Below are 25,754 nucleotides of genomic sequence, written 5' to 3' on the forward strand. Positions count from 1 at the left end.
AAATCTCAGAAGGCTTGACCGACGCTTGGTTTATAGCATGAACCCCTTGAAAAAAGAAGAAAATAATCATGAAGGATTGTTCATGTCCGATCTCGAAAAGAATATGGACTTCCTATGCGGGGAAGGACTTCCAGCATAATTTTCCATGAATTTTCTTTAATGATCATTGTTTTTCATTATAGCACCACCAAGCTTGCCCGGACATGAACGGGAGATGTCATTGTCGTCAGGGCCAAGCTAATGCGATGAGTGAAATGTGAGGCCGCAGCGAAATGTGGCCAGGTCCTCCCAAGGTTTCCCCGTTGATGTGTCGAAGCCAAATCGGCAGGGAAACCATGGTCACAGAGCCTCTCAGTGAAGGCTGATCCCTCGCGGCGTGAGTGAACTACTCTCCGCTGCGCAAGGTGTTGAGGAGTGCCGCCAGATCGGCGGGCAGGGCGCTTTCGAAAAGCATTTCCTCGCCGGTGATCGGATGTTCGAAACCGAGCTGTGCGGCGTGCAGCGCTTGCCGGCCGAGTTGGCGCAAGGCCTCTTGGGCGGGAGGGGACAGGATGGCGCTTTTGCTCTTGAACCCCTTCCCATAAAGAGGATCGCCCAGAAGCGGATGGCCGATATGGGCCATGTGGACGCGGATCTGATGCGTACGGCCTGTCTCCAATTGGCAGGCAATGAGGCTCGCCACTGGCTTGCCCTTCCGCTGAAAAACCTCCAGGACCTCCCAATGGGTGACGGCGTGACGGCCGACATCTTCTGAGACCACCGCCTGTCTCTCGCGATCTTGCGCGTGGCGGCCCAAAGCGGCCTCGATCCGCCCGCTCTGGCGCGCAGGAACGCCCCAAACGAAAGCCAGATATTCACGCACCAGATGCAGGTTCTGGCCATGATCGGCGAATAGGCGCGCCAGGCCCTGATGCACCGCGTCGGTCTTGGCCGCGACGAGGAGGCCGGATGTGTCCTTGTCGAGCCGATGGACGATGCCAGGCCGTTTGACGCCGCCGATCCCCGACAGGCTTTCGCCGCAATGGGCCATGAGCGCATTGACCAGCGTGCCTTGCGCATGGCCGGCCGCAGGATGCACCACGAGCCCTGCTGGCTTATCGAGTACGACGAGGCCCGCGTCTTCGTAAACGATGTTGAGGGGGAGATCCTGCGCGACCGGCACGGCTTCTTTGGCTGGCGGCACCGCCAATTCGATAATCTGGCCGGCCCGCACGCTGGCGCTTGCCGTCAAGCGCGCCTCGCCATCGACAGAGACATGGCCCTGCTCGATTAGGGTCTTGATGCGCATGCGTGACAGAAAGGCGGCCCCCGTTTCCGTCCGCTCCGCGAGAAAACGGTCGAGCCTCTGGCCGGCTTCCTCCGCTCCCACCACGCAGCGGATCAATAGAGCTTCATCCGTGGGCGGCGTTGGCGTCGTCTCAACCAATCTGCATTCCTTTCAGTCGATGCGGTTGGGCTTTGGGGGCAAATCGCGACATGGTCACGGAAAAGCCCTTCTGTCTGTTTTATCCAATGGTTTACACTGTTGGGGATTGATTATCCCCTTTGCCATTCCTCAACGGTTTCATTCAGCCTCTCCATGTCGATACTCTCCACTTATTGGCGCGTCCTCCAGTTTCTCGGTGGCGAGAGACGTTTGGCACTCATTCTCGCTTTCGCCAATCTCGCTTTGGCGGCGGCGCAATTCGCCGAGCCGGTCCTGTTCGGCCGTATCATCGATCGCCTGAGCAGCACCGAGGGCGCCGGTCGATTTCCGACTTTTCAGGAATTGCTGCCGCTGATTGGCGCCTGGGTCGGTTTCGGCCTGTTTTCAATCCTGGCGGCGGTTTTGGTCGCGCTTCACTCCGACCGTTTGGCGCACCGACGCCGTATGGCCGTGACCGGCCTCTATTTCGAGCATGTGCTGAACCTGCCGCTGAGTTTTCACGCGTCCGTCCATTCGGGGCGCCTGTTGAAAACCATGCTCGATGGTTCGAGCGGCATGTTCGGCCTGTGGCTCTCCTTTTTTCGGGAAAATTGCGCCTCGCTGGCCGCACTGGTTTTTCTGCTGCCGCTCTCGCTCTTCCTGAATTGGCGGCTCGGCTCGCTGCTCATCGTGCTGCTCGTGCTATTTGGCTGCCTGATCGCTTTCGTGCTTCACCGCACGCATGCCTTGCAACAATCGGTCGAGCAATACAATAGTTCGCTGGCCGAACAGGCCTCCGACGCGCTCGGCAATATTTCGGTGATCCAGAGCTTCACCCGCATCGAGCTTGAAGCCAATGCCTTGCGGCAAATCATCGATCACGTGCTTGCGGCGCAAATGCCGGTCTTGAACTGGTGGGCTGTCGCCGCTGTTGGCGCCAGAGCCTCCGCCACCCTGGCCCTGCTGGGTATTTTCCTGCTCGGCACCTGGCTCAATCTGCGGGGCTTGGCAACGATCGGCCAGATCGTCACTTTCATGAATCTCGCGACCATGCTCATTGCTCGTCTGGAACAGGTGATCGGCTTCTTCAACACATTATTCCTGCAAGCACCGAAGATGCAGGACTTCTTCAAAGTTCTCGATACTGTTCCGCGGGTTGCCGATAGTCCCAAGGCGATCGACCCCAGCCGCCTTCATGGACGCGTGTCATTTGAAAATGTGAGCTTTTCCTACGACGGGCGCAAACCCGCCGTCTCGCACCTTGCCTTCGAGGTAGCCGCCGGCGAAACCGTGGCTTTGGTCGGCGCCACGGGGTCCGGCAAATCGACAACACTTGGCCTTCTCCATCGCGTCTTCGATCCGCAGGAAGGCCGCGTCACGATCGATGGCTTGGATATTCGCACCATGAGCCTTCAGGGCCTGCGCCGGAATATTGGGGTCGTCTTTCAGGAACCGATGCTGTTTGCCCGCTCGATCGAGGAGAATTTGCGGGTCGGCAAGCCGGATGCGACGCCGGCCGAAATAGCCTTGGCTTTGGAGCGCTCGCAAGCGGCGGATTTCGTCGCCCGGCAGGAGAATGGCCTTGCGACCATTGTCGGCGAGCGCGGCCGCTCGCTCTCCGGCGGCGAGCGTCAGCGCCTTGCCATTGCCCGCGCCTTGCTCAAGGACCCGCCCATCATGATCCTTGACGAGGCGACCTCTGCCCTCGACGCCACGACTGAAAGGCAATTGCAGGAGGCTCTCGAAACGGCGACCAAAGGGCGCACGACGTTCATCATCGCGCATCGGCTGGCGACGATTAGAGAGGCGAAACGAATTTTCGTCTTCGACCATGGCCATATTGTCGAAACCGGCAGTTTTGACGAACTCGTCGCACTAGGGGGCCGTTTCGCCACCTTGGCCAAAGCGCAATTCATGGTTGGCGCCCGTCCCGAGGACCCGGAAACGGGCGGCAAGCCGCCAAAACCGTCGCCCTGAGCCTGAGAGGGGCGAAGGTCATCGAGGCTTGCCACTGCTCTTGAATTTTTGAAAAATACAGCAAAACTCCCGGTGAGACCTTTCTTGTGTCTCACCGCTACGGCCGTGCTTGACCCGGTTTTGTCACCGGGAAGGCGGCACCTCTCTTGCATTGATCGAAGGAACGAAAGAACCCAGAATCCATGCATCTCATAGAAGCACGGAAGCTGGAGAAGGAATCGGCGTAATCTTGAACGAGGACACCATGGCGTCAGATGACCCTTCTAAGCCTACCATCACCAAGGCGGATGATCTGACCGTCGGCGGTTGCGCCGGCTCACAGATCGCGGCTAACCAAGGTCTTTACGGCGCTTTCATCATGCGCGCGAAAAAGGTCGATAAGATCGAGCCGCCGCCGCCTGTCGCCGCCCAGCCGGCGCCGCCGAGTGGCGATGTTTATGTGATCTGCGACCGGCGCGATATTCGCGACAGAATGGGCAAGAGCTTCCCGCTCATGCGCCTCTGGGACGATGGCAAATTGCGGCCTTGGGATATTTTCATCTCCCGCTTCGGCAAGCAATATTTCGCCTATGAGAATTCCTGCCCGCATCAGAACGTCCGGCTCGATTGGGAAAAGAACAATTTCTACGAGCCGAATTATCTGAAAGTTCTTATGTGCGGCAAACATGGCGCACAATTCGATCCGGAAACGGGCGTCTGCATTTCCGGCCCCTGCGAGGGCAAGAGATTGACACAAATTCTCTGTTTCCTCGATGGCGATGATGTCTGCATTACGGGTGTAAACATCAATCTCGATGTGGAAGTCGAGGCGACGGTCGCGACTGATCCGAATGCGGATGCCGTGCTCGAGAATAACGGCTTCAAGCTGCAGCAGACGAAGCGCGAATTCTTCAAATAGACGACCGCCCTCTTCAATGGCCCGCATCATCGGGCCGGTTCAATCCGATGATGCAGTGGGCTATTACACCCCTTATCTTTCTCTATCTGTTTAAGAGCATCGCTCTTCCCGCTTCAGATGGAAGAGCGATGTCAGTTCACCTGCTTCATGAGGCGTGCTGGCCAATGCTTGCAGTAGGCCCGGATGATGACAGAGGGGGGAACGCGCATAGACAAAAGAGTCATGATTAAGGAACGGGTGCCGATGGCTTGCGCGATCGGATTGAAGGATAGGACGAGCTTGCTGGCGAGATAGCTGTGACAGCCGGGAATGGCTGGCGGCAATTTTGGATCGATTGCATCAAGACGTTTGAGCACATGGAGAAAAGTCTGCTGTGCGGGCAGTTTCCTCATGAACAAGGCGGCATTGTCGATGAAATAATCGATCAGCAGCCGCCGCGCGAAAAGATCATTGTCGGAGGGGGTCCCGCGCTCATAAATGAGGATGCCATTGAGCTGCGGTGACTTGGAGAAGACATTTTGCCCATGCAGCCGATAGATGGCTATGGCGCGGTCGATCAAGACGCTTCCCATCAAGGACCCGATCCCGCGCAATAGATAAGCGTCGGTGCAGGAACGCAGGTCTTGCAGACGCTTGTTCCCCAGGAAAAGTTGAAGCGCATCGCGACGAAAACAATTGCCGGATGTGGGAGCCCAGGCCCAAGACGTGACGTTTTCAGGCGGCACGAAATGAACATCCGCCTCGAAATCGTCATCGGGGGACGGGAGAGGCCATATGTTTCCGCTGGCATAATCGATACGGCGGAGCAGACATTCCGTCCGTCCCTTTCCGGATCGTATATAGTCACTGATGCCTGTGACCGTGCCGAGAACGAGGCGCTGCCCGACCGATTGCAACATATCGCCCGAGCTGAAACCCACTGGAATACGCAAGGATAAATGCACAAAAATATGTGTGCTGAGGCAATCTGGCAGGAGACAATCATCGGCATCAAGAAAGACGATATATTCGCCTGAACTGGCGGCATAGCCTTCGATGGACGCACTGCTTTGGCCGGAATTCTCCTTGCGCCGGATAATGATCGTATCTGGATAAGTTTCCTCGATCCGTGTCAGAACGTCCGCGCTCTCATCGGCCGAGGCATTGTCAATGATGATACATTCGAAATTTGAATAGGTCTGTTGAAAGACGGATGTAACGGCTTGCCAGAGAAAACGCCCGTAATTGTAATTGACGATGATCACACTGACGAGAGGCAGCTCCGTAAGACGGGGGGCTATCGTCTTGTGCGGCAAGAATTCAGGTTTGTTCATCTTGCTGTCCTTGGTTTGCCCGAAATGAGCACGTGCCTCTGAAAATTGTTTTAATTTGGTTCATGTGTAGCGATCAGGCCATGGAAGAACCTTTGAAGAACATCGCCTTCAAGAGACCAATGCCAGACCAGACGTGAGCTTTGCCATTAAAGTAAGTTTAAGGTGTTTATTGAGATTTACAGGCTAACAAGCTTTTTTAGAAGCTCAACTATTATCCTGGGCAGCTGAATATGAAGGAATAGAGGTTTAGGCAGGCGCGGGGAAAGTGGAATCAGAGATCTATTCGTACTCGATGGTTCGGCTATCCTGGCTTCACGATGAGGATAAAGTAAGGATACAAGTGTCATAAAATGTGATCGCTGATCTTGGCATTTCTCTTTAAATCAAAAACAACAAGCGTCGTGTTTGATTTTAGAAAGTGTCAGATTCGTCCTAAAAAGTGGTATCCAGTTTAAGGTCTGATGCTTCGAGCCATTCGATTCAACCCATTTCTTCTTTATGCGTCGAATTCGGGAGCGATGCGGCCAGTCTTTATCGTCGCCTCAAACTCAAAAGTGGTCTCCACTTTTGAGGTGATGCTCTTGGTTCACACCGCTTTCGAATCCAAATCGGAATATTCGCACGCCGCATCCATTCCTGCATTTTCGTGCGGCCGACAAAGGGTTCCAGCTCGTGGTATCGCTCCATTAGCAGATGGGCAAAACGCGATCGCGCTGCCCAATAAGGCAATCCTGGCTCAGTATCGGGGACATCTACTTTCAGGCAGATCTCGAGAATTCGTTCTGGGACGTCCATGAAGGCGCTATAATGAGCATAGCGCGTCATCAAATCGTCGAGGAACACCCGACAGGTTTTGTCGAAATGTTCATCGATCCGGTTGTGACAGATGAAGCCGTCGAGTGCTGGCCGCTTGTTGAATCCATTCCCGCCATGCAGGCGATAGCCGACGAGTTGCTCATTCAGAATGAGGCTTCCGGTCAAGAAATTAATCGCATGGGCAAGATAATTGTCGGTCGCGATCCGCAAGCCATGGAGGCCGGATGCGTCGCGAATCAGGTCGAGGGCTTCCTTGCGGAAAAACATGGAGGAGGTGGTGGACCAGGGCCAGCCTCCATGGTTAGGGGGAATGTAGCGGACCATTTCCGGCGTCGTGGCCGGCAGATAGATGCCATGTGAGGCGAGTTGCGTTACTGCCGAGTCGGAGATGAGAGCCATGTCCATGGGCAAACGTAGGAAGCTCGCCGATATATTCCCATTACGGGCAATGACCATGCGTTCGCCAACGATCTGCATGGCATCGCAACAGGAAAAGCCGACCGCCCGGCGCGATGACATATGAACCGAAAGATGATGAGCGACGCATTCTGGAAAGAGAATGTCGTCGGCATCCAAAAATAAGATGTAATCGCCTTTGGCCCGGGCGAGGCCAGCAAGGGCAGCAGCGGATTGACCGGAATTGATGTTCAACTTGAGAATCTGTAAATCCGGCCAATCGTGCTGGGCTTGATCAAGGATCTCATGGCTGTCGTCCGTCGAGGCATCATCGACAATGATACATTCCTTATGCAAATAGGTTTGCCTTTGCGCGGACGCAATGGCATCTCGGAGAAAGCGTCCGTAATTGTAGTTCAGAATGATAAGGGAGACGAGTGGCGGTTGTAGCTGGAAACTCATCGTGCACGCACACCATCAACACAACGGATCAGTATCCAAACATTGATCTTATTCGATCCATCAGGGTCGGTTTCGTATCCACTATCCCGCGCAGATTCTTGGAATATTGCGTCACCTTATGGTCGATACCCTTGCTGATCTGATCGCTTGTGAGTTCGATGATCTTTCTGTTTTTCTTCAAGGATTTGAGAGCCAGATCGGCGTTGCTCGACGTGTAGGTGTCAACCTTTTCGAAATCCATGGATCCTTCGAGCCTTGCGGGCACGCCGCAGCCAGGACAGAAATGGGCGACCTGATCCTTGAAATCCGAAACGGAGCGCCGCCACCATCCAGGCACCGGCTCGATCCCATGATCGGTGCCGCGCGCAAGATCGAAGGAGGCGGCGACTTCACAAAAATAGGCGCGTAATTGTCCGTTGTTCTGCACGATGCTCGCCGACCAATCCTGGTTGACGTCGCAATGAGCGATACGCTCCCACATGTCTTCTTCGTCGAACAGGTCTTTGCCCGCGGTCAAAAGCGGTGAATGCGACGAATGACCCTCGTGATACCAACCGAGATCCTTAAGGTCCGCCAGGGATTTGATCCCGCGCTCGACCCCATGCGGATTGAGGTTGAAGATGCCAAAAACTTCCTTGGCAAGTTCGCTATGTTTGAAAACATTGTTCGTCCAAAGACCGCGCTGTTCCTTGCGCGGCAATTCCTCGACGAAAATCTCACAGATTTCGGTAAAGTTGCGGTGCATGACTGGATTGCCACCGATGATGGCGACAATGCCCGGATAATCCGCGAGACTGCGCACGGCTAGCCGAAAATTTTCCAGCGTCATTTCCCAATGCATATCCTGATTTTCGAGGAGCCGCGTGCAATTGGAACAGGCCAGATCGCATTTATTCGTAATGTCGATGCAGATGATCTTCATCTCGTAAGGACTGCGCATCTGGCTGAGGGCTCGTTCGCGCAAATCGTCGACGGGTAAAGAGTGAGTCATCCTGTGCTCCTGCGGAACATCCAAATTATGTGGGAATATATCCCACATAATTTGGATGCGGGCAAGGGCCGCGAAAAAATATGCATACGAGACCGCCTTACGCGGGAGCGATGGTGTCAGGAATTGGGTTGAGATCGATGTCGAGGATATCGAAACCACACAGGACTTCGTGCCGCTCGAACCCTTCGCGGCTGTGACATGCGGACATTGAGACTAGAATAGAACCCAAAAGTGGCTCCGCCTTTTGGGTTCTATTCTAGGAGAGCATCAGTTCCTCTTCCAAGAAGGCTTTGACCTCTTCTCCCTCGATCTTTTTCTCGATGAAACAATGCCCGATCGCGCGGGCGAGAATGAAGGTGAGAGTCCCCCGCTCGACTTTCTTGTCCTGATACATGGCCGCAAGAATAGCCGTGGCATCCGCGTCGAAATCTTTGATGTCGCGAATACGTGTCGGCAGACCCACCATGCGCAAGTGATTGTCCACGCGCGCGGCATCCTCGGGGGAACAATGACCGCGCTTGACTGAAAAGCGAAAGGCGCAAGCCATGCCAATCGCGACGCCTTCGCCATGGACGAGACGCGCATTGTCGAAATGCGTCAGGGCCTCGAAAGCATGCCCGAATGTATGACCGAGATTGAGCAGAGCCCGTTCCCCGGTTTCCAATTCATCCCGTTTGACGATGGCCGCCTTGGCTCTGCAACTTGTTGCAATGGCATGCACACGATCCGCTCCCCCCTGGAAGACGTTTGGCCAATGCATGTCGAGCCAGAAGAAGAAATCGGGATCGTTGATCAGGCCATATTTGACCACTTCCGCATAGCCCGCTCGGAACTCACGTTTCGGCAGGGTTTCAAGCGCGGTCGTATCGGCGAGAACCAGCGAGGGCTGATGAAAGGCCCCGACCAGATTCTTGCCATGTGGTGAATTGATGCCAGTCTTGCCGCCGACCGAGGAATCGACCTGTGACAGGAGAGTCGTGGGCAATTGAACGAAGCGCATGCCGCGCCGCACCGTTGCCGCGACAAATCCGGCGAGATCACCGACAATGCCGCCGCCGAGCGCGAGAATGAGATCCTGCCGCTCGAATTTACCGGCGATGACGGCGTCGCAGACCTCGGCATAGACCGGAAAGGATTTCGACCCTTCGCCCGGCCGCACTTTGATGGTCTCATATCTTATGCCCTGTTGCGCGAGGGCCTGTTCCAGCCGGGGCAGATGTTCGCGCGCGACATTATCATCGGTGATGACGGCGCAGGCGGCTTTCGGGGCCAGAGCGGCAATCAGGGATCCAGCCCGCGCAATGAGGTCGGGACCAATATGGATCTCATAAGCGCGCGCGCCGAGTTCAACGGGAACCAGTTCGGTCAAGGCGGAATCTTGTCCAAGAAAAGAGGGGTTGAGCGTTCCGGGTGGGGGGAGCGGCGGATTGGGCGAGAAGCGCAGGAAAAACTCGAGTGCCGTCAGAATGTCCTCGACTACGGCATCATGCGGTCCGTCGCGCGATTCGACGGCAATATCGGCCCGCGCATAGATCGGATAGCGTTGCTCCATCAGGCGGTGCAAGGTTTTTTCCGGCTCGCGCGTTTGCAGAAGCGGCCGATGTGGGCGTTTCTTGACGCGCCGCCACAAGACGTCAGGATCGGCCTTGAGCCAGATCGATACGCCTTTCTCGGCGATGCGGGAACGGGTTTCCTCGTTCATGAAAGCGCCGCCGCCGGTGGCCAGAATTTTGGGCCCATCGGCCAGAAGCCGCGCCATGACCCGCCGTTCGCCGTCCCGGAAATAATCTTCTCCGTGGCGCGCGAAGATTTCGGAAATCGTCATGCCAGCAGCGGATTCGATTTCCACATCGGCATCGACGAAGGGAAGGCCGAGCCTTTGCGCCAAGCGGCGTCCGGTCGAGGTCTTGCCAGACCCCATCAATCCAACGAGAACGAGGGAACGTGAACCAAGACTGGAGATGATCGAATGAGCGCGCCGGTCGTCCGGCGCGTATTCTTGCTGTGGGGGAGAAATCGAATTTACGCCATCGCTCATGCGAGGAAGGTCAACCTGAAGCTGAAGGGTCCGAGCTTCAGTTTAAACTTTCCGCGTCGGGTTTGAAGGCCTAATCTTCGACTCTCAATCCTTGAGTTCGCCGATGTGTTTCTGGCTGTAGAGCTGAACACCGAGCTGCCGAATCAATTCCTGCTGAGTCTCGAGGAAGTCGATATGTTTTTCCTCGTCGATCAGGAGGGAGTCATAGAGCTCCTTGGAGACGCGATCGTGAACCGAGGCGCAATATTCCGCCGCCTCGAGATAAAGCGCGCGCGCTTCAAGTTCCGAAGCCAGATCGCAGGCAATAATCTCTTCGACGGTCTGGCCAATCTTCAACGGATCGAGAACTTGCAGATTGGCGAATCCGTCAAGGAACAGGATGCGATCGACGAAACGGTCGGCATGCTGCATTTCCTCGATCGACTCCTCCCGCCATTTTTTGGCGAGATCCTTGAAGCCCCAATTGTTCAACACGCGGAAATGCAACCAATATTGGTTGATCGAGGTCAATTCGCTCCGCAGGCTGCGATTGAGATAATCGAGGACTTTTTCGTCACCCTTCATATGTCGTCACTCCCTTCCAACCAGGCCATGCCGCAGTGATCATACCAAGGCCAAGCCGGACAATCGGCACCTGAGACAGGGGCGAATGCAACCAACTTATGCTTTGGAATGACAATGCGGCCTGTCCAAGCCCATAACTATAGGGATGTTTGCGGACAATAGAAAGGGGAGGGGCGGAAAAGCGGCCCCGGGAGTAAACATTCAGGAAATGGCGAGAGCCATTGATGAAATTGAATTTATAGTTTTAAGGCGTCCACCCTTTGGTGCGGAAAGTTGTGTGGAAAGACGAATATATTTTTAGACAGAGGAGGTTTCATCGAGGATGGCGTCGCGATCAGGCGCCACCGCGCAAGTCAGATCGCCGGCCATCTCGGACACGCTACAGGATGCGGTGCACGGCGACAAATCCTGAGTCTCGGCTTTGCCCAAAGCTTCGTTGATGAGTTTCCGCACGGTCGCGAAACAGCGCCGGCAATTTGGATTACATCCAAGACATTTATACAGCGCCCCGGGAGTGCGGGGGCACGTTCCACTATCGAGCGTCGCTCTTATTTTGGTGTCGGTCAAGACATTGCAGGAGCATACGATCATCAACGCACTCGGACGGCTTGAGGTCAATTTTCCCGTTTCAAGAAAAGTAGAGAAGTTTTTCTCCTTTCGCAAGTGCAACGCAAAAGATTATAATAGTTCAAAATAAGCAAACTTGAGCCGGCGGCTAGATTAAAACTATTCCAAACCAAGTTGATCTCGGAAGAAGAAGGAAGAAACGTGACGATCGAGTCGAGCATTCTATCGTTCCCTTTTCCATGCACAGTAAATGGACTGCTTCTTCTTATTTTTTGGGCGTCGGCCCAGAGCTTGGGCGTTTTGTCCCATGCTTGGTGAGCCCTTGGACCCCGCCCCACTCTTCTATGCATGATAGCGGCCAAGATCCGGTTCCGTGCCGGATGGCGAGAGCGAGGCCAAATTTTCCCGGCAAAGGCTCAGCTTTTGGCTTCACGCGAAAGTTTCAGATTTTCGCTATTTCTCGGCGCGTGTCATTAAAATCGAGATATTTCATATAAAATCAATAAGTTCTTGACAAAATATCTGCTGAGTGCCTGCCGAAGACGAAAAGAGTATGGGACCTTTCACACCCTTGCCCTTTCGGGAGCCTAGCGGTTAATATCGTGCGGCAGCGATGAGAGACGTTTGCGCCCTTGCCTGAATTTTCGCTTTTTCCAGGATATGGCGTTCAAGGGTGAGGCGAAGAAGCAGGCGCGGCGAGACCTTTGTTCTTCAAGGACATAAGGTGACCGCGAGGAATGCAAGCGATCATGCGGCGGTCTCATAGGGCCGATGCGCGACCGGGATGGGAAAAGAATGTCTCCTTTCACTCCAGGGCCGCAGAGCGGTCTCCACCGCAAGGGTTTGCGCGGACACGGTACGGAACGCCCGCGACGCTCCCTCTGGCAACGTTTTCGGCTTCATCGCTTTTCATCGCGCCTGCTCCACGGCGGGCTTGCGATCGCTGCTGTCGCCACCACGACGCTCACCGACACCGCACAGGCTGCCCCAGGCCTCGTCATCGATCTCGCGTCCGGCAATGTGATCTACCAGTCGGAAGCCACGCGACCCTGGTATCCCGCCTCCCTGACCAAATTGATGACGCTTTATGTGGCTCTCCAGGCGGTGCGCGATCATCGCATCGGGTTTGACACGCCGCTTGTCGTTTCGGCGCGCGCCCATGCCATGCCGCCCTCCAAGATGGGTTTCAAGCCCGGCACTCAGGTGACGCTTGGCAATGCGCTCAAAATGCTGATGGTCAAATCGGCGAATGATATTGCGATCACCGTTGCGGAGGGAATTGCCGGCTCGGTCGAGGCCTTTGCCGAGGACATGAATGCGCAAGCCGCCGATCTTGGCCTCAGGCAGTCGCATTTCGTCAATCCGAACGGTCTGCATAACGAGCAGCATTATTCCTCGGCGAGGGATATGGCGTTGCTCGCCCGTGCTCTCTATCTGCGTTTCCCGCAATATGCCTCGCTCTATAATATTGGCGCCTTGCGGCTCGGCAATCAGATCATCCAGAACCACAATAATCTGCTCGGACGCTATCCTGGTGTCGATGGCATGAAAACCGGTTACACCTGCACCGCGGGCTTCAACATTGTCGCCAGCGCGGAACAAAGCGGCCGCCGTGTGATTGTCGTCGTGCTTGGCTCGCCCAATGTCGAAACGCGCACGATCAAGGCTGCCGCTTTGTTCGACCGGGCCTTCAGCAATATTGACCATGCTTTTGTCACGCTGGACAATTTGCCTGTGCCGCCGGATATGCTGCCTTCCCCTTATGATGTCTGCCGCAATCGCGCACAGGTCATGGCGGAAGCCAATGCCGAGATCGACACGTTGATGACCCCCTTGCAGGCAGGGGCCTTCACACCGCAGCCCGAGCGCGCTTTTCTCTTTGATGCCGATGCCCTCGGCCGCGCGGTCCCGGTCGCCTCGCGGATTACTTTGGTGCCGCGCCCCGTCTTTGATCCGCAGCCCGTATCAGTCGGTCCCGTTGCCGGCTATTCTGGCCCTGTGGCCCAGGCGCGCGCGCCGCATACACCTATCGGGAGCGCTCCCTTGCCGGAGCTCGCGAGCGCCTATGCCCCGAAAGCAGCCGCGCGTCCTCTGCCGTTGATGCCTGATCTCGATGCCGTGCCGTTGAAGCAAACACAGACACCGATTAAGCCAGCGGTCGTTTTGAAACCGGCGCCCGTGGCTCATCGGATGGCCCATCACGCTCCGGTGTCGCCGCCTCCCGCCCACGCCGCCGCCACGGTCAAGCCGCCGGTGGTGAAGGCCAAAGTCGTCTCGGTAAAGCCCGTCGTGCTCCTCAAGACGGCCGCTCCGCTCCCGCCCAAAACCGCGGAAAAGCCCAAAACGGCAGGGAAGCCTGCAGCCAAAGTGAGCGCGAAAACGGCGACGACGGAGAAGACCGCCGTTCATTGATACGCAAGCGGCCCTTCAGCTCGTTTCGATCGTCTCAAAAATGAGAAATCCGCTGGCGCCGATCAGCGTCGGTGGGACGTTAGCCGGGCTGTGCATCCACCAGATAGGACAATAGAGTTCCTGAGTGGATTTGATTGGGCCTGTTCGCTTCGAAACCACTAATCCACGAGAGAATATTCGCCTCGGGTTACGAAGCCGGAGACCCGGTGCGTTCGTGCCCGTGGGACCTTGTGTCTTGGACATGCTGTCCCGTGCGTCCTGAAGGGTGAAGGGGGCTCCCTTTCAGACGTGTTTCTCCAAAAGATTCTGGACAGCGTGGCTTCATAAATAAAAAGGGAGGAAAGTATGAGTCTCGAAGGTAAAGTGGCGCTGGTGACTGGCGGTGGCCAAGGAATCGGACGCGGAATCGCCCTTCGTCTCGCTCAGGAAGGCGCCAATATCGCGATAGCGGATGTGAAGGCCGACAAGGCCAAGGCTGTCGCGGAGGAGATCATGGCGCTCGGGCGCAAGGCCACCATTTTCATTGCCGACATCAGCGATCGCGCGCAGATCCATGCAGCGATCGATCATACAGAGGCGACTCTCGGGGGCTTCGATATTATCGTGAACAATGCCGGCATCGCGCAGGTGCAGCCGATCCTCGATGTCACCCAGGAAGAAGTGGATCGTATTCTCAAGATCAATCTGGAAGGCGTGCTCTGGGGCATTCAGGCGGCGGCCAAGAAATTCAAGGCGACGGGACGCAAGGGCAAGATCATCAACGCGTCCTCCATCGCCGGACATGACGGCTTTGCCCTGCTCGGCGTCTATTCAGCAACGAAATTCGGTGTACGCGCCTTGACCCAGGCCGCAGCCAAGGAACTCGCGCCCTTCGGCATTACCGTCAACGCCTATTGTCCGGGCATTGTCGGCACCGATATGTGGGTGGAAATCGACAAGCGCATGGCCGAGGTGACCGGCGCCGAGGTTGGCGCGACCTATCAGAAATATGTTGGTGGCATTGCGCTCGGCCGTGCCGAGACGCCTGATGATGTCGCGGCCCTTGTCGCCTTCCTCGCTGGTGCTGATTCCGATTATATTACCGGTCAGGCGATCATTACCGACGGCGGCATCGTTTATCGCTGAACCCGTATGGTTCGGCCGGCTTTGCGCCTGATGCAAGGTGGTGTAATAAAATAACACCCCGACAGGGAACGCCGAACTTTCGGCGTTCTTCACAAGAGCCAGATCCATGTCCGAGAGCCAAAGACGGCCACCCCCGCCCATTCCCTTAAGCATTCTCACGGGTTTCCTCGGCAGCGGGAAAACCACTTTGCTCAATAAGCTCCTGCGTGACCCGGCTTTGGCGGATACGCTGGTCATCATCAATGAATTCGGTGAAATCGGCCTCGATCATCTGCTGGTTGAAAAGGTCGATGGCGATCTCCTCGTCATGAGTTCGGGCTGCCTATGCTGCTCGATCCGCGGCGATCTCGTCAGTACGCTGGAAGATCTGCTGCGCCGGCGCGATAATGATCGCATCCAGCCGTTTCAGCGAGTCATGATCGAGACGACTGGCCTCGCTGATCCAGCTCCCGTCCTGCATACGATCATGTATCATCCCTATCTGATGCTGCGCTTTCGGCTGGATGGCGTGATCACGACCGTCGATGCCGTCAATGGCAATGCGACGCTCGACGCCCATGCTGAGGCAGTCAAACAAGTGGCTGTCGCCGATCGCCTGGTTCTGACCAAGACTGATCTCGCCCGCGATCCCCAGGCTCTCGAGGCTTTGCGCCAGCGTCTCCACACGCTCAATCCGGCCGCGCTCTTTCTCGATGCCGTACGCGGCGAGGCTGAGGCCAGCCGGCTGCTCGACGCGGGTCTTTATAATGCGGCCAGCAAATCTCTCGATGTCCAGAACTGGCTGCGGGCCGATGCCTATCCCACACCCGAACATGCGCATGAACATCGACATGATCACCATCACGATCGTGCCCATGACCATGCGCATACACATGACGTGAACCGGCATGATGACGCGATCCGCGCCTTCTGTTTACGCGACGAGCGTCCGCTCGATCCTGACGGCTGGAGCCTGTTTCTCGATCTTCTGCGGCAGGCGCATGGTCCGAATCTTTTGCGCGTCAAAGGTATTGTCGCGCTCGCCGATGCGCCCGACCGGCCGCTTGTCATCCATGGCGTCCAGCATGTCTTTCACCCGCCGCATCGCCTCGATCGATGGCCAGATGCCGACCATTCGACGCGGATCGTGTTCATCCTGAAGGATATGCAACCGGATTTCGTCGCGGGGCTCTGGAAGGCTGTCGGTAATGTTCCCACTGTGGACAGGCCTGATTCATCGGTGTTGAGTGATAATCCCCTGAGCCCCAAACCCGGTGGTCTTCTGGCCTGAAGACGTGAGCGCCGGGAAGGGGACTGTTGGGGTTAGAGGCTCTATCGGACGAAACCCATAATATCCTTCACGGCCGCCATATGAGGCTCCGCCAGGGCACGGGCCCTGGTGGCCCCATTGACGAGCACCTGGTCGATGAAGGCCGTCTCGGCCTTGAGACGTTTCATTTCGGCGCCGATGGGTCCGAGCTTGTCCACCGCGAGATCGACGAGCGCTGTCTTGAAGGTCGAGAAATTGCCACCGCCGAAGGTTTTCAGCACGTCGGCTTTGGTCTCGCCAATGAGCGCGGCGTAAATGCCGACGAGATTCTCCGCCTCCGGCCGTTTGGCAAGGCCTTCGACCTCCGAGGGCAGAGCTTCGGGATCGGTCTTCGCCTTACGGATTTTTTGCGCGATCGCCTCGGCATCGTCCGACAGATTGATGCGGGAATTATCGGACGGGTCGGATTTCGACATTTTCTTCGTCCCGTCGCGCAGGCTCATCACCCGCTGTGCCGGTCCTTGGATCAAAGGCTCAGGCAGGGGGAAGAAAGCATCCTCGAATCCATGTGCCGCAATGGCGCTCGCGAAATCGAGGTTGAATTTCTGGGCAATGTCTCGCGCGAGTTCCAGATGCTGCTTCTGGTCCTCGCCGACGGGGACATGTGTAGCCTTATAGAGCAGGATGTCGGCCGCCATCAGGATCGGATAATCATAGAGGCCGACCGAGGCGTTCTCGCGGTCCTTGCCAGCCTTTTCCTTGAACTGCGTCATGCGATTGAGCCAGCCGACGCGGGCGACGCAATTGAGGACCCAGGCGAGTTCGGCATGGCCCGAAACCTGGCTCTGGTTGAAAATGATCTGTTTTTCGTAATCGATGCCACAGGCGATATAGGCCGCGGTCAATTCACGGATATGGGCCCGCAATTCGTCCGGGTTCTGCGCGACGGTGATCGCATGGAGATCGACGACGCAATAGAGGCAATCATGCGTCTTCTGCAATTCGATGAATTTGATGATCGCGCCGAGATAATTGCCGAGATGCAAATGACCCGTCGGCTGGATGCCGGAAAAGACACGATTGACGAATTTTGCCATGCGGAAGAATGCCCTAGAGCAGCGGATTTGCCCCCAAAGTTAATACAGCTCTCGGGCCAATTCGATGCATTTTCAAAGATTTAAAGTGTTGGATACGATCGGTTTGGGCGTCTGGCGCTAAAGGATCGCAGCGGGAACGCCTTATCCCGCAGCGTTGGCCGACTGGCAAGATCCTTCCTGAGGGGATTTCGGATCAGCGAAGGATTTTAATGCTGGCTCTCATCCTTATCGAGCCCGGCTATGGCCAAGCCGAAATCGGAGGCGGCGAAAGGCTCCAGATCATCGACCTTTTCGCCAACCCCGATGAAATGGATGGGCAGTTTGAACTTTTCGGTGATGGCCACCAGGATACCGCCGCGCGCCGTACCATCGAGCTTGGTCATGACCAAGCCGGTCACGCCGGCGACGCGCCCGAAAATCTCGACTTGATTCAAGGCGTTCTGGCCCACTGTGGCGTCGAGCACGAGAAGCACCGCGTGCGGCGCCTCCTCGTCCTGCTTACGCATGACGCGGATGATCTTTTCGAGTTCGTCCATGAGTTCGGCGCGGTTCTGCAACCGGCCGGCCGTATCCATGAGCAGGAGATCGGCTCCCTCGCTCCGCGCCGTCTTGATCGCATCGAAGGCGAGGCCGGAGGCATCGCTCCCCTGCGGCCTTGCGATGACCGTACAGCCGAGCCGCTGTCCCCAGATCTGCAATTGTTCGATCGCGGCGGCACGAAATGTATCGCCGGCAGCCAGCATGACCTTGTGCCCTTCGCGCGAAAACTGCGCCGCGAGCTTGCCGATCGTCGTCGTCTTGCCCGATCCATTGACGCCGACGACCAGGATCACAAAAGGCTTTTTGGTCGTGTCGATGACCAGAGGCTTGGCATAGGGGGTCAGTACCTGTTCGACTTCGGAGGCCAGGATCGTCTTGACCTCGCGCGGATCGACATCCCAATTATAACGTCCCTTGCCGACGGCCTCGGTGATCCGCTGGGCGACAGCCGTGCCGAGATCGGCGCGGATGAGAATATCCTCGAGATCTTCGAGCATGGCCTCGTCAAGCTTGCGCTTGGTGAAAATATCGACGAGACCGGTGCCGATCGAGGAGGAAGACCGCGAAAGCCCGTCCCGTAAACGGGTCCACCAGGAGCCTTGCGGGGCCTCTTCCATTGCGCCGGGCGCGGGGGGAGGCGTGACGGCGAAGGGTGCGGGCGCGGCCAAAGGCTGGGGTGTGTTCTGCATGGCCTCGTCGGGCGGAGCCTGGGCTTCGGGCGGGGCTTGTTCCAAGGCCTGCGGCTCGATGGTCCTAGCCGCGCTGTCTACCTCCGGCGCCGCGTTCTCGAGCGCCTTGGCCTCTGTTTCCGGCGCCAGCGGCTCGGCCTGATCCTCCTTGCGGGTGAACAGACGCTGCAGGAAACTTCTCTTTGGAGTTGTGTCTTCCGCCACGGGACATCCTGGACAAGAGAGCAAGAAACTGGAAACCAGTTCTCTTTATAGGAGAATGGTTCCAATTTTTACGAAAATGTTCTGGACCGAGGTCACGTGCCCAGGCACGAATCACAATCAGGCGTTCGATTCCGCGCTCGCAATGGGGAAGATTTTGGTCGACGCCTCGATGCATTATACAATTTCAGCGGGTTGGTGCTTCAGGAGGTCTCTTGGTTCGTTTTGAAAATGTCGGGCTACGCTATGGCATGGGCAATGAGATCCTCAAGGATATCAGCTTCGCCATCGAACCGCAGTCGTTTCAATTCCTGACCGGCCCTTCCGGAGCGGGCAAGACCACTTTGCTGCGTTTGATTCTTCTGTCGCTGCGTCCGACGCGCGGCCTGATCAATCTGTTCGGCAGCGATTCGACTGAGCTCGACAAGGATGCGATCACCGATCTCAGGCGCCGGATCGGCGTCGTTTTCCAGGATTTCCGCCTGCTCGATCATCTCACCACCTATGAGAATGTCGCGCTGCCCTTGCGGGTGCGCGGCCGCGAGGAGGCCTCCTACCGCGCCGAAGTGATCGAGCTTCTGCGCTGGGTTGGACTTGGCGAGAGGATGCATATTCTGCCCCCCGTGCTCTCGGGTGGAGAAAAGCAGCGCGCCGCCATTGCCCGCGCTCTGATCGTGCGGCCGGAACTGCTCCTGGCCGACGAGCCGACCGGCAATGTCGATCCGAGCCTCGCCCGCCGTCTCTTGCGGCTGTTTACCGAATTGCATAAATCCGGCACCTCCGTCGTCATCGCGACCCATGATCTCGGCCTGATGGATCAGTTCGATGGGGCTCGGCGCATGGTCCTCGGCGATGGTCGCCTGCACATTTACGATTGAGGGCACCTTGCGTTTTTCCCCGCGTCTGCCGCTGGCCTTTTCCTCTTTTCTGCGCTTCCGCGAGGAAACGCCGCCCTTGCCGCGCGACAGCACCCTCGATGAGGCGACGATTGAGGACGGCGCCGCGCGGGAGGCGGAGCATCGGCGCGAGGTCTCGCTGGTGCCGCCGACCTCGATCGCTGGGCGGGCCTTGGTGACCGTCATCGCCATCATGACTTTTCTGGCCGCGATCGGTGCCGGCACGGCCGTGCTGATCGCCGATGCCTCGCACGAGTGGCGAGGCGAAGTCAGCCGCGAAGTCACGATCCAGGTGCATCCCACGGCCAATCGTGATCTCGATGCCGATACCACCGCCGCCCTGACGCTTACCAGGGCCACGCCAGGCGTGGCGGATGCGCGCGCCTATACCAAGGCTGAATCCGAATCCTTGCTACAACCCTGGCTCGGTAGTGGGCTTGATTTGTCGGATCTGCCGGTTCCGCGCCTCATTGTGATTGCCCTTGATAATGGCGTTTCTCTGGACGTCGCGGCCTTGCGGCAAAAGCTCACCGCCAAAATTCCTACCGCCAGCCTGGATGACCATCGTCTCTGGCTCGAACGCCTGGACGGCATGGCGCAAAGCGTCGTCGTCATTGCCATCATCTTCTTTCTTCTCGTGCTTGCCGCCATGAGCTTTGCGATCGCTTTCGCGACGCAGGGCGCGATGGCTGAAAATCGGGGGATCATTGAAGTGCTGCATTTCGTCGGGGCTGCCGATTCCTATATTTCGCGGCAATTTCAATATCATTTCCTGCGGCTCGGCTTGCGCGGTGGGGCGCTCGGCGGTGCCTGCGCCATTTTTCTCTTTCTCTTCGGAGAAGTGTTTTCGAGCTGGTGGAAGGCGACCCCCGCGGGCGACCAGATGCAATTGCTGTTTGGCAGTTTCTCCCTGAGCCTCAAGGGATATGCGATCATCGTCCTGATCAGCGGTTTTATCGCGCTCTTGACGGGGTTCGTCTCGCGCGAGATCGTGTATCGGCATTTGCGGGGCTTGAACTGAGCCCGGCCGCTCTCTCATCAAGACTGCTTTCGAGGCAAGCGCGGTCGCGACGCCTGAACATAGGGCCGCAAAGGCCCTCGTTTAAAAGTATTGCGTATTTACAAGTCTTTACAGAAACGGGCTCGATTCCATTCAAACTTTCGATGCTCTCAAGAAAATGCGCTATTCAAGGACCGCGCGTGCAAAACGGCTGATAGCGCCTTATTTTGGCCGTATGCATTGAGATTTGATCATTTATGGGACTGATTGAATATATTCTTAGAAGCGGACTCTAGAGACAGGCTCTCGTTTTTCGAGCACCACCCCTTGACGCGATTTCATTGACCACCGGATCGACACGACCTTGTTGTTGAAAAAGGTTTACAGAGAAGGCTGTGGATTGTTTCATTGCCTGAGCTCTTGGATTTTTGAGCCGATTTTCTCACCCGCACCAGGGTCAGCGTCACAGGGCGCGCAATGGCCGCGCTGCAAGGGAGCACGATGACGGTGGATGCCCCCGGACGAGAAGACTTATCTTTTGCACCGCAAGAGGCGGGCGACGCGATTTCCTGGCGCGCCCTGGCCGATGTTTTGAGTGCGATCGCCGCGGTTCAAGAACCCCGTGCGGTCATGAAGCTCGTCTGCCGCGCCGGGTGCGCCTTGGTCGGTGCGGATGGCGCGAGCTTCATCCTGCGGGAAGGTGATTTTTGTCATTATGCCGAGCAGGAGGGACTAGGTCCCCTGTGGCAGGGCCTGCGTTTTACGCTGCGGGAATGCCTCGCCGGCTCTGTTCTGGCCGAGGGTGTGCCGGCCATCATCCCCGATGTCCGCCGAGACGACAGGGCGGCGCTCTATCATATGACTGGGGTGGAAAGTCTGATGATGATCCCCTTGGGGGCTGGCCTCCAGCCGGAGCCTCGGCTGGGAACCATCGGCATTTATTGGGCGTGCAAGCGGGAGCCGACGGAGGCCGAGATCCATGCCTGCGAATTGCTGGCGCAGGCGGCGGCGCGCACGCTGACGAATATCACCGAGATCGCGACTTTGCGCGACAGCGAAGCCAAGTTGAGGCTCGTTCTGGAAACCGGCCGATTCGGGATTTTCGAACTTGATGGCGCGACACGGGCGCTCGATGCCTCTCCAATCTATAAAGATCATTATGGTCGTGATCCGCATCTTCCTTTCACTTACGCGGATATGATCAGCACAATCCATCCCCTGGATCGGCACGACCTAGTCACGGGCCTCGACCGTGCAACTATGGAAGGGGTGATCTTTGATCAGGAATATCGGCTCGTCACCGCTGATGGCGATTTACGGCGGCTGCATGTGCATGCGCATCCCATTCGTGACGCGCGGGGCCGATCAACGCGTCTTGTGGGTGCAAGCCTCGATATTACGGAACGCTATCAGGCTGAATGTATCCTGCAGGCCAATGAAAGGCGCATGCAACTGGCGCAGGATGCGGCATTGGTTGGAACCTGGGAATGGGATATGACGACCCATGACGTCGTCTGTTCGCCGGAACAAAGTCGCTTGTTCGGCCATGAGCCGATCATGCGCACATTGAGCGAAGCAGACTTCTTCGCCTCTGTGCATCGCGATGATCGCGATATGCTCAAGGCCGCTTTCGGGGCTATGCCGCGCTCTGGCGGTTTTGAATGTGAATACCGGATCGTGCAGCCAGATGATGACATCCGCTGGGTCGTTGGCCGTGGCCGCGTCCTGCATGATGCCGAGGGGCTGCAGACGCGGCTGATCGGCATCATGATGGATGTCACCGAGCGTCATCGGGCCGAGGAAATCCTGCGCGCGAGCGAGGATCGTTATCGCAATCTGGTTGAATCTTTGCCGCTGCTGGTCTGGACCTGCCGGCCGAATGCGGATTGCGATTATCTGAGTCCGCAATGGATCGCTTATACGGGGCGGTCGGCGGATGAGCTTTTAGGCCTCAACTGGCTCGAATATGTGCATCCGGACGACCGCGAACGTGCCGAGGAACATTGGCGGGGCGCCAGGGACGATAAACATCCCTATCATATCGACTATCGGCTGCGCCGTCATGATGGTGTCTACCGCTGGTTCAAGACGCGCGGCACGCCGGTTCGCGACATGGACGGCCGCATCATCTATTGGATCAAGACCTGTACCGATATTGAGGATCTGGTGGTGGCGCGTGAATATGTCGCCCGTCATCAATATGAATTGGAACATCTCGTCGCGGAACGAACCATCGAACTCGCCGATATCAATGCTCAGCTTAAGGAGGAGATCAACGAACGCTCCAAGGTCCAAGCGCAACTCGCCCAGGCACAGAGAATCGAGGCGATTGGTCAGGTGACCTCCGGCGTCGCCCATGATTTCAACAATCTGCTGACGGTGATCCTGGGTAATCTCGATCTCCTGGAAAAATCCGTGATCGACCCGGTCAGGGGCGATCCAAAGACGAAACGCCGTCTCGACAATATGCGGATGGCCGGAGAACGAGGTGCCAAGCTGACCGGGCAATTGCTCGCCTTTTCCCGGCGGCAGCGTCTGCAACCCAAGCCCATCGATCTCAACGAGGCGGCGCTCGCGGTCAAGGAGTTGTTGCAAGGGGCGCTTGGGGGCTCCGTCTTGCTCGAATGGAACCCGAAACCCGATCTCTGGCTGGCGCTTGCCGATCTCACGCAGATCGAACTCGTCCTGCTGAATCTCGCAATCAATGCCCGTGATGCCATGCAGGCCGGGGGGACATTGATCATCGAGACAGCGAATGTCATCTTGCCGTATAAGTCTGATCGCCAGATGGGCGAACCGGTCGCGGCGGGTGAATATGTTGTGCTTGCCGTCACAGACAGCGGTTGCGGCATGAGTGAAAGCGTGAAGGCGCGCGTTTTCGAGCCTTTCTTCACGACGAAGCCGATCGGCAAGGGCTCTGGCCTCGGCCTGCCGCAAGTTTATGGATTTGCCACGCAATCAGGCGGCGGCGTCACGATTGATACGCAGGAAGGGGTCGGTACGACGGTCAAGGTCTATCTCCCGCGAGCCATGACGCCGGTGATGGGTTATGAGGGTATACATCCCGCGCCCGTCGAGAATGGCCATGCCCAGCGGTGTAAACCGATTACCATTCTGCTCGTCGATGACGACAATGCTGTGCGTGAGGTCGCCGCCAATATTTTGACGGATCTCGGCTATGCGGTGATCGAGGCCGGCAGTGGGAGTGCGGCGCTGGAGCGTCTCGAGGAGATGCCGCAGATCGATCTTTTGCTCGTTGATTTCGCTATGCCGGGCATGAATGGGGTGGAACTCGCGCGCGTGGTGCGTGAACGCTTGCCGAACCTGCCGATTCTGTTCGTCACGGGCTATGCCGATCTCGCGGAGATCAAGAATGTCGGCGAGGATAGGATCGTGCAGAAGCCGTTCGAGCGGCAAGGACTCGCCGCCAAGGTTTCGTATGTTCTGGAACGCGGTGCCGATACACATGTCTATCCCGCGCGCGATAATAACATTTCGCTCGCCCGGGGACGGATGTGATGTGCATATAGGACAGAGATTCACATGAGTGAATGCGCCTTGTTCGAGGATGTCGTCACCGCTTCGGATCTCTGTTTATTGACACCTCTTTTCGTAAAATCTACAGAATAAGCCTCCAGTCGAGACGGAATCGCGTGCATGCGATCTCGCTTCGCAAAATGCATCTTTCCACGATTCCCACGGAGCAGGATATGCCTTTGTTGACCCGACGTGGCCTCAATCTTGGCCTTTTGACGTCGAGCGTTTTGGGCATGCGGCCCGTGCAAGCGGAGAGTATTGCCGCGCGGGCGGGCATTATTCCTGTGCTCGGCGCCTCACCTGTTTATGTTGCCGAAAAAGAAGGCTGGTTCAACGAAGGCGGCCTCAAGGTCAATCTTCTGAAGTTTGAATCGGGTCCCGATGTCATGCAGGCGGCAGCAAGCGGCACGATTGATGTGCATGTTGCGGGAATAGCGCCCGTGGCGGTTGGACGCGCCCATGGAATCGATCTGCGTGTGGTGGCGGCGACGGCGATCGCGGAAAATGTCCTCGTTGCGGGATCGAAATTCGCGGCCGGCCTGCCGCAAAATGTGCCGCCAGCGGAAATGTTCAAGCAATATCGGCAAAAGACGGGTCAGCCGGTTCGTATCGCGACACAGCCGGCGGGCTCCGTTCCCAGCACTAATCTCAATTACTGGTTGAGCGAGGTGGCTCACGTCGATCCCGCCGATGTCAGGATCGTTTCAATCGGCATTGATGGCGCAACCCAAGCCCTGCTCAGCAATTCCGTTGAGGCCTCGACGATCCGCGAACCTATTCTGACTGTCGCGAAGCAGCGTGATCCCGGCATCAAAATCCTGGCGCTTGGCGATGACCTGTTGCCCGGCCAACCGGGGACTGTCGTCGCTGTTTCGGCGGCTTTCGCGCAGAAAAATCCCGAGGCCGTGCGGACCTTGGTGAAAGGTGTCATACGGGGTGTGGAGCTTCTTCAAAAGGAACCCGACCGGGCGGCTGCGGATATACAAACGAGTCTCGGCAAGGGGATGCTTGATATAGCTCTTATTCGGCAGGCACTGGTTTCTCCGGCGACCCATTTTGTTGCGGATCCGCATGTCATTTTGAAAGCCACGCAAGTCATGCTGGCCTTCCAGAAGAAGATCGGCACGCTGGACGAAGTCCCTGAGCTGACGAGCTTGTTCGACACGAGCTTTTATGATGCGGTTATCGCCGGGAAGTGAGGTTGGAGCCGCAAGCGCGTTGCATCGTGTTTTTTGACGCACGTCCATTTGATCCGTTTGCCTAGAGTTGTGGCAAGTCGGATCAACATTGATGCATGTCCTGTAAATTACAGAGCATCGATCCTCTCGCTTTCTCTCTTCACAAAATTTTTAGATCGGAGCGAAAGGCCGTTCGTTGGAGCCCTTCCTTTAACATACATCATGCTGATTTAATTAAATTTTCTTCCTCGCTCGTTGCTGTGCAATCGTCATAAAAATGGCGTTAAATCAGAGAGCTGCAGAACTGCGATGCAAAAAAATACATAGAAGGCTCGGGCTGGCTGATTTAGGGATTAAAGAAAATTAATCTCTGATGACTTCGCGAGCGGATAACTATGACGTT

At 56.8% G+C, this 25,754-nt stretch carries 17 protein-coding genes; 9 read left to right on the plus strand and 8 right to left on the minus strand.

Features of this window, described 5'->3' with window-relative positions; translation table 11 throughout:
* Window positions 1–385: 385 nt before the first annotated feature.
* On the minus strand, window positions 386–1,426 hold the full coding sequence (locus tag BIND_RS01765) for an RluA family pseudouridine synthase (protein ID WP_012383360.1): 1,041 nt from the start codon (window positions 1,424–1,426) through the stop codon (window positions 386–388).
* 153 nt (window positions 1,427–1,579) lie between these two features.
* Between BIND_RS01765 and BIND_RS01770 the strand changes: the two genes are divergently transcribed.
* Entirely contained in the window at window positions 1,580–3,382 is a 1,803-nt protein-coding gene (locus tag BIND_RS01770) for a glucan ABC transporter ATP-binding protein/ permease (protein ID WP_012383361.1), read from the plus strand.
* A gap of 244 nt (window positions 3,383–3,626) precedes the next feature.
* Window positions 3,627–4,280 (plus strand): Rieske (2Fe-2S) protein, encoded by a 654-nt coding sequence (locus tag BIND_RS19915; protein ID WP_012383362.1) that lies wholly within the window; start codon window positions 3,627–3,629, stop codon window positions 4,278–4,280.
* A gap of 131 nt (window positions 4,281–4,411) precedes the next feature.
* Here the strand turns inward: BIND_RS19915 and BIND_RS19920 are convergent, their stop codons facing one another.
* The 5 genes from BIND_RS19920 to bfr form a co-directional block, all read right to left on the minus strand.
* A complete protein-coding gene (locus BIND_RS19920) occupies window positions 4,412–5,593 on the minus strand; it encodes a glycosyltransferase family 2 protein (protein ID WP_012383363.1) in 1,182 nt (393 codons plus the stop codon).
* Between the two features lie 531 nt (window positions 5,594–6,124).
* A complete protein-coding gene (locus tag BIND_RS01785) occupies window positions 6,125–7,267 on the minus strand; it encodes a glycosyltransferase family 2 protein (RefSeq protein ID WP_012383364.1) in 1,143 nt (380 codons plus the stop codon).
* A 28-nt stretch (window positions 7,268–7,295) separates the two neighbouring features.
* Window positions 7,296–8,258: a radical SAM family protein gene (locus BIND_RS01790; protein ID WP_148210528.1), complete on the minus strand. Its 963-nt coding sequence runs from the start codon at window positions 8,256–8,258 to the stop codon at window positions 7,296–7,298.
* Window positions 8,259–8,514: 256 nt separating this feature from the next.
* The gene (gene aroB / locus BIND_RS20410; protein ID WP_012383366.1) at window positions 8,515–10,296 is read right to left on the minus strand and encodes a 3-dehydroquinate synthase; all 1,782 of its coding nucleotides are present in this window, start codon (window positions 10,294–10,296) and stop codon (window positions 8,515–8,517) included.
* 84 nt (window positions 10,297–10,380) lie between these two features.
* On the minus strand, window positions 10,381–10,860 hold the full coding sequence (bfr, locus tag BIND_RS01800; protein ID WP_012383367.1) for a bacterioferritin: 480 nt from the start codon (window positions 10,858–10,860) through the stop codon (window positions 10,381–10,383).
* A gap of 1,362 nt (window positions 10,861–12,222) precedes the next feature.
* Between bfr and BIND_RS01810 the strand changes: the two genes are divergently transcribed.
* The 3 genes from BIND_RS01810 to BIND_RS01820 all read left to right on the plus strand — a co-directional run bounded on the left by BIND_RS01810 (window position 12,223) and on the right by BIND_RS01820 (window position 16,234).
* Entirely contained in the window at window positions 12,223–13,839 is a 1,617-nt protein-coding gene (locus tag BIND_RS01810) for a D-alanyl-D-alanine carboxypeptidase family protein (protein ID WP_012383369.1), read from the plus strand.
* A gap of 345 nt (window positions 13,840–14,184) precedes the next feature.
* Complete coding sequence (locus BIND_RS01815) at window positions 14,185–14,964, plus strand: acetoin reductase (RefSeq protein ID WP_012383370.1); 780 nt, start codon at window positions 14,185–14,187, stop codon at window positions 14,962–14,964.
* A 106-nt stretch (window positions 14,965–15,070) separates the two neighbouring features.
* The gene (locus BIND_RS01820) at window positions 15,071–16,234 is read left to right on the plus strand and encodes a CobW family GTP-binding protein (protein ID WP_012383371.1); all 1,164 of its coding nucleotides are present in this window, start codon (window positions 15,071–15,073) and stop codon (window positions 16,232–16,234) included.
* Window positions 16,235–16,275: 41 nt separating this feature from the next.
* Here the strand turns inward: BIND_RS01820 and trpS are convergent, their stop codons facing one another.
* A complete protein-coding gene (trpS, locus tag BIND_RS01825; protein ID WP_012383372.1) occupies window positions 16,276–17,310 on the minus strand; it encodes a tryptophan--tRNA ligase in 1,035 nt (344 codons plus the stop codon).
* A 206-nt stretch (window positions 17,311–17,516) separates the two neighbouring features.
* Window positions 17,517–18,743: a signal recognition particle-docking protein FtsY gene (gene ftsY, locus BIND_RS01830; protein WP_012383373.1), complete on the minus strand. Its 1,227-nt coding sequence runs from the start codon at window positions 18,741–18,743 to the stop codon at window positions 17,517–17,519.
* 212 nt (window positions 18,744–18,955) lie between these two features.
* Here ftsY and ftsE point away from each other — a divergent pair, with 212 nt between their 5' ends.
* From ftsE to BIND_RS01850, 4 genes are all read left to right on the plus strand, one after another.
* Entirely contained in the window at window positions 18,956–19,618 is a 663-nt protein-coding gene (ftsE, locus tag BIND_RS01835; protein WP_012383374.1) for a cell division ATP-binding protein FtsE, read from the plus strand.
* Complete coding sequence (locus tag BIND_RS01840; protein ID WP_148210530.1) at window positions 19,566–20,657, plus strand: cell division protein FtsX; 1,092 nt, start codon at window positions 19,566–19,568, stop codon at window positions 20,655–20,657. The genes ftsE and BIND_RS01840 overlap by 53 nt, the downstream gene beginning before the upstream one ends.
* A gap of 456 nt (window positions 20,658–21,113) precedes the next feature.
* Window positions 21,114–24,155: a PAS domain-containing protein gene (locus tag BIND_RS01845; RefSeq protein WP_012383376.1), complete on the plus strand. Its 3,042-nt coding sequence runs from the start codon at window positions 21,114–21,116 to the stop codon at window positions 24,153–24,155.
* A gap of 191 nt (window positions 24,156–24,346) precedes the next feature.
* Window positions 24,347–25,372, plus strand: a complete 1,026-nt coding sequence (locus BIND_RS01850) for an ABC transporter substrate-binding protein (protein WP_012383377.1) — start codon at window positions 24,347–24,349, stop codon at window positions 25,370–25,372.
* The last annotated feature ends 382 nt before the right edge of the window (window positions 25,373–25,754 follow it).

The sequence above is a fragment of the Beijerinckia indica subsp. indica ATCC 9039 genome (assembly GCF_000019845.1).
In the GTDB taxonomy this organism is placed as follows: domain Bacteria; phylum Pseudomonadota; class Alphaproteobacteria; order Rhizobiales; family Beijerinckiaceae; genus Beijerinckia; species Beijerinckia indica.

What these genes read in the sequence shown, in the direction of transcription:
- BIND_RS01770 (WP_012383361.1), top strand. Translation starts at nt 1,580, where the DNA reads ATGTCGATACTCTCCACTTATTGGCGCGTCCTCCAGTTTCTCGGTGGC.
- BIND_RS19915 (WP_012383362.1), top strand. Translation starts at nt 3,627, where the DNA reads ATGGCGTCAGATGACCCTTCTAAGCCTACCATCACCAAGGCGGATGAT.
- BIND_RS19920 (WP_012383363.1), bottom strand. Translation starts at nt 5,593, where the DNA reads ATGAACAAACCTGAATTCTTGCCGCACAAGACGATAGCCCCCCGTCTT.
- BIND_RS01785 (WP_012383364.1), bottom strand. Translation starts at nt 7,267, where the DNA reads ATGAGTTTCCAGCTACAACCGCCACTCGTCTCCCTTATCATTCTGAAC.
- BIND_RS01790 (WP_148210528.1), bottom strand. Translation starts at nt 8,258, where the DNA reads ATGACTCACTCTTTACCCGTCGACGATTTGCGCGAACGAGCCCTCAGC.
- aroB (WP_012383366.1), bottom strand. Translation starts at nt 10,296, where the DNA reads ATGAGCGATGGCGTAAATTCGATTTCTCCCCCACAGCAAGAATACGCG.
- bfr (WP_012383367.1), bottom strand. Translation starts at nt 10,860, where the DNA reads ATGAAGGGTGACGAAAAAGTCCTCGATTATCTCAATCGCAGCCTGCGG.
- BIND_RS01810 (WP_012383369.1), top strand. Translation starts at nt 12,223, where the DNA reads ATGTCTCCTTTCACTCCAGGGCCGCAGAGCGGTCTCCACCGCAAGGGT.
- BIND_RS01815 (WP_012383370.1), top strand. Translation starts at nt 14,185, where the DNA reads ATGAGTCTCGAAGGTAAAGTGGCGCTGGTGACTGGCGGTGGCCAAGGA.
- BIND_RS01820 (WP_012383371.1), top strand. Translation starts at nt 15,071, where the DNA reads ATGTCCGAGAGCCAAAGACGGCCACCCCCGCCCATTCCCTTAAGCATT.
- trpS (WP_012383372.1), bottom strand. Translation starts at nt 17,310, where the DNA reads ATGGCAAAATTCGTCAATCGTGTCTTTTCCGGCATCCAGCCGACGGGT.
- BIND_RS01840 (WP_148210530.1), top strand. Translation starts at nt 19,566, where the DNA reads ATGGGGCTCGGCGCATGGTCCTCGGCGATGGTCGCCTGCACATTTACG.
- BIND_RS01845 (WP_012383376.1), top strand. Translation starts at nt 21,114, where the DNA reads ATGGCCGCGCTGCAAGGGAGCACGATGACGGTGGATGCCCCCGGACGA.
- BIND_RS01850 (WP_012383377.1), top strand. Translation starts at nt 24,347, where the DNA reads ATGCCTTTGTTGACCCGACGTGGCCTCAATCTTGGCCTTTTGACGTCG.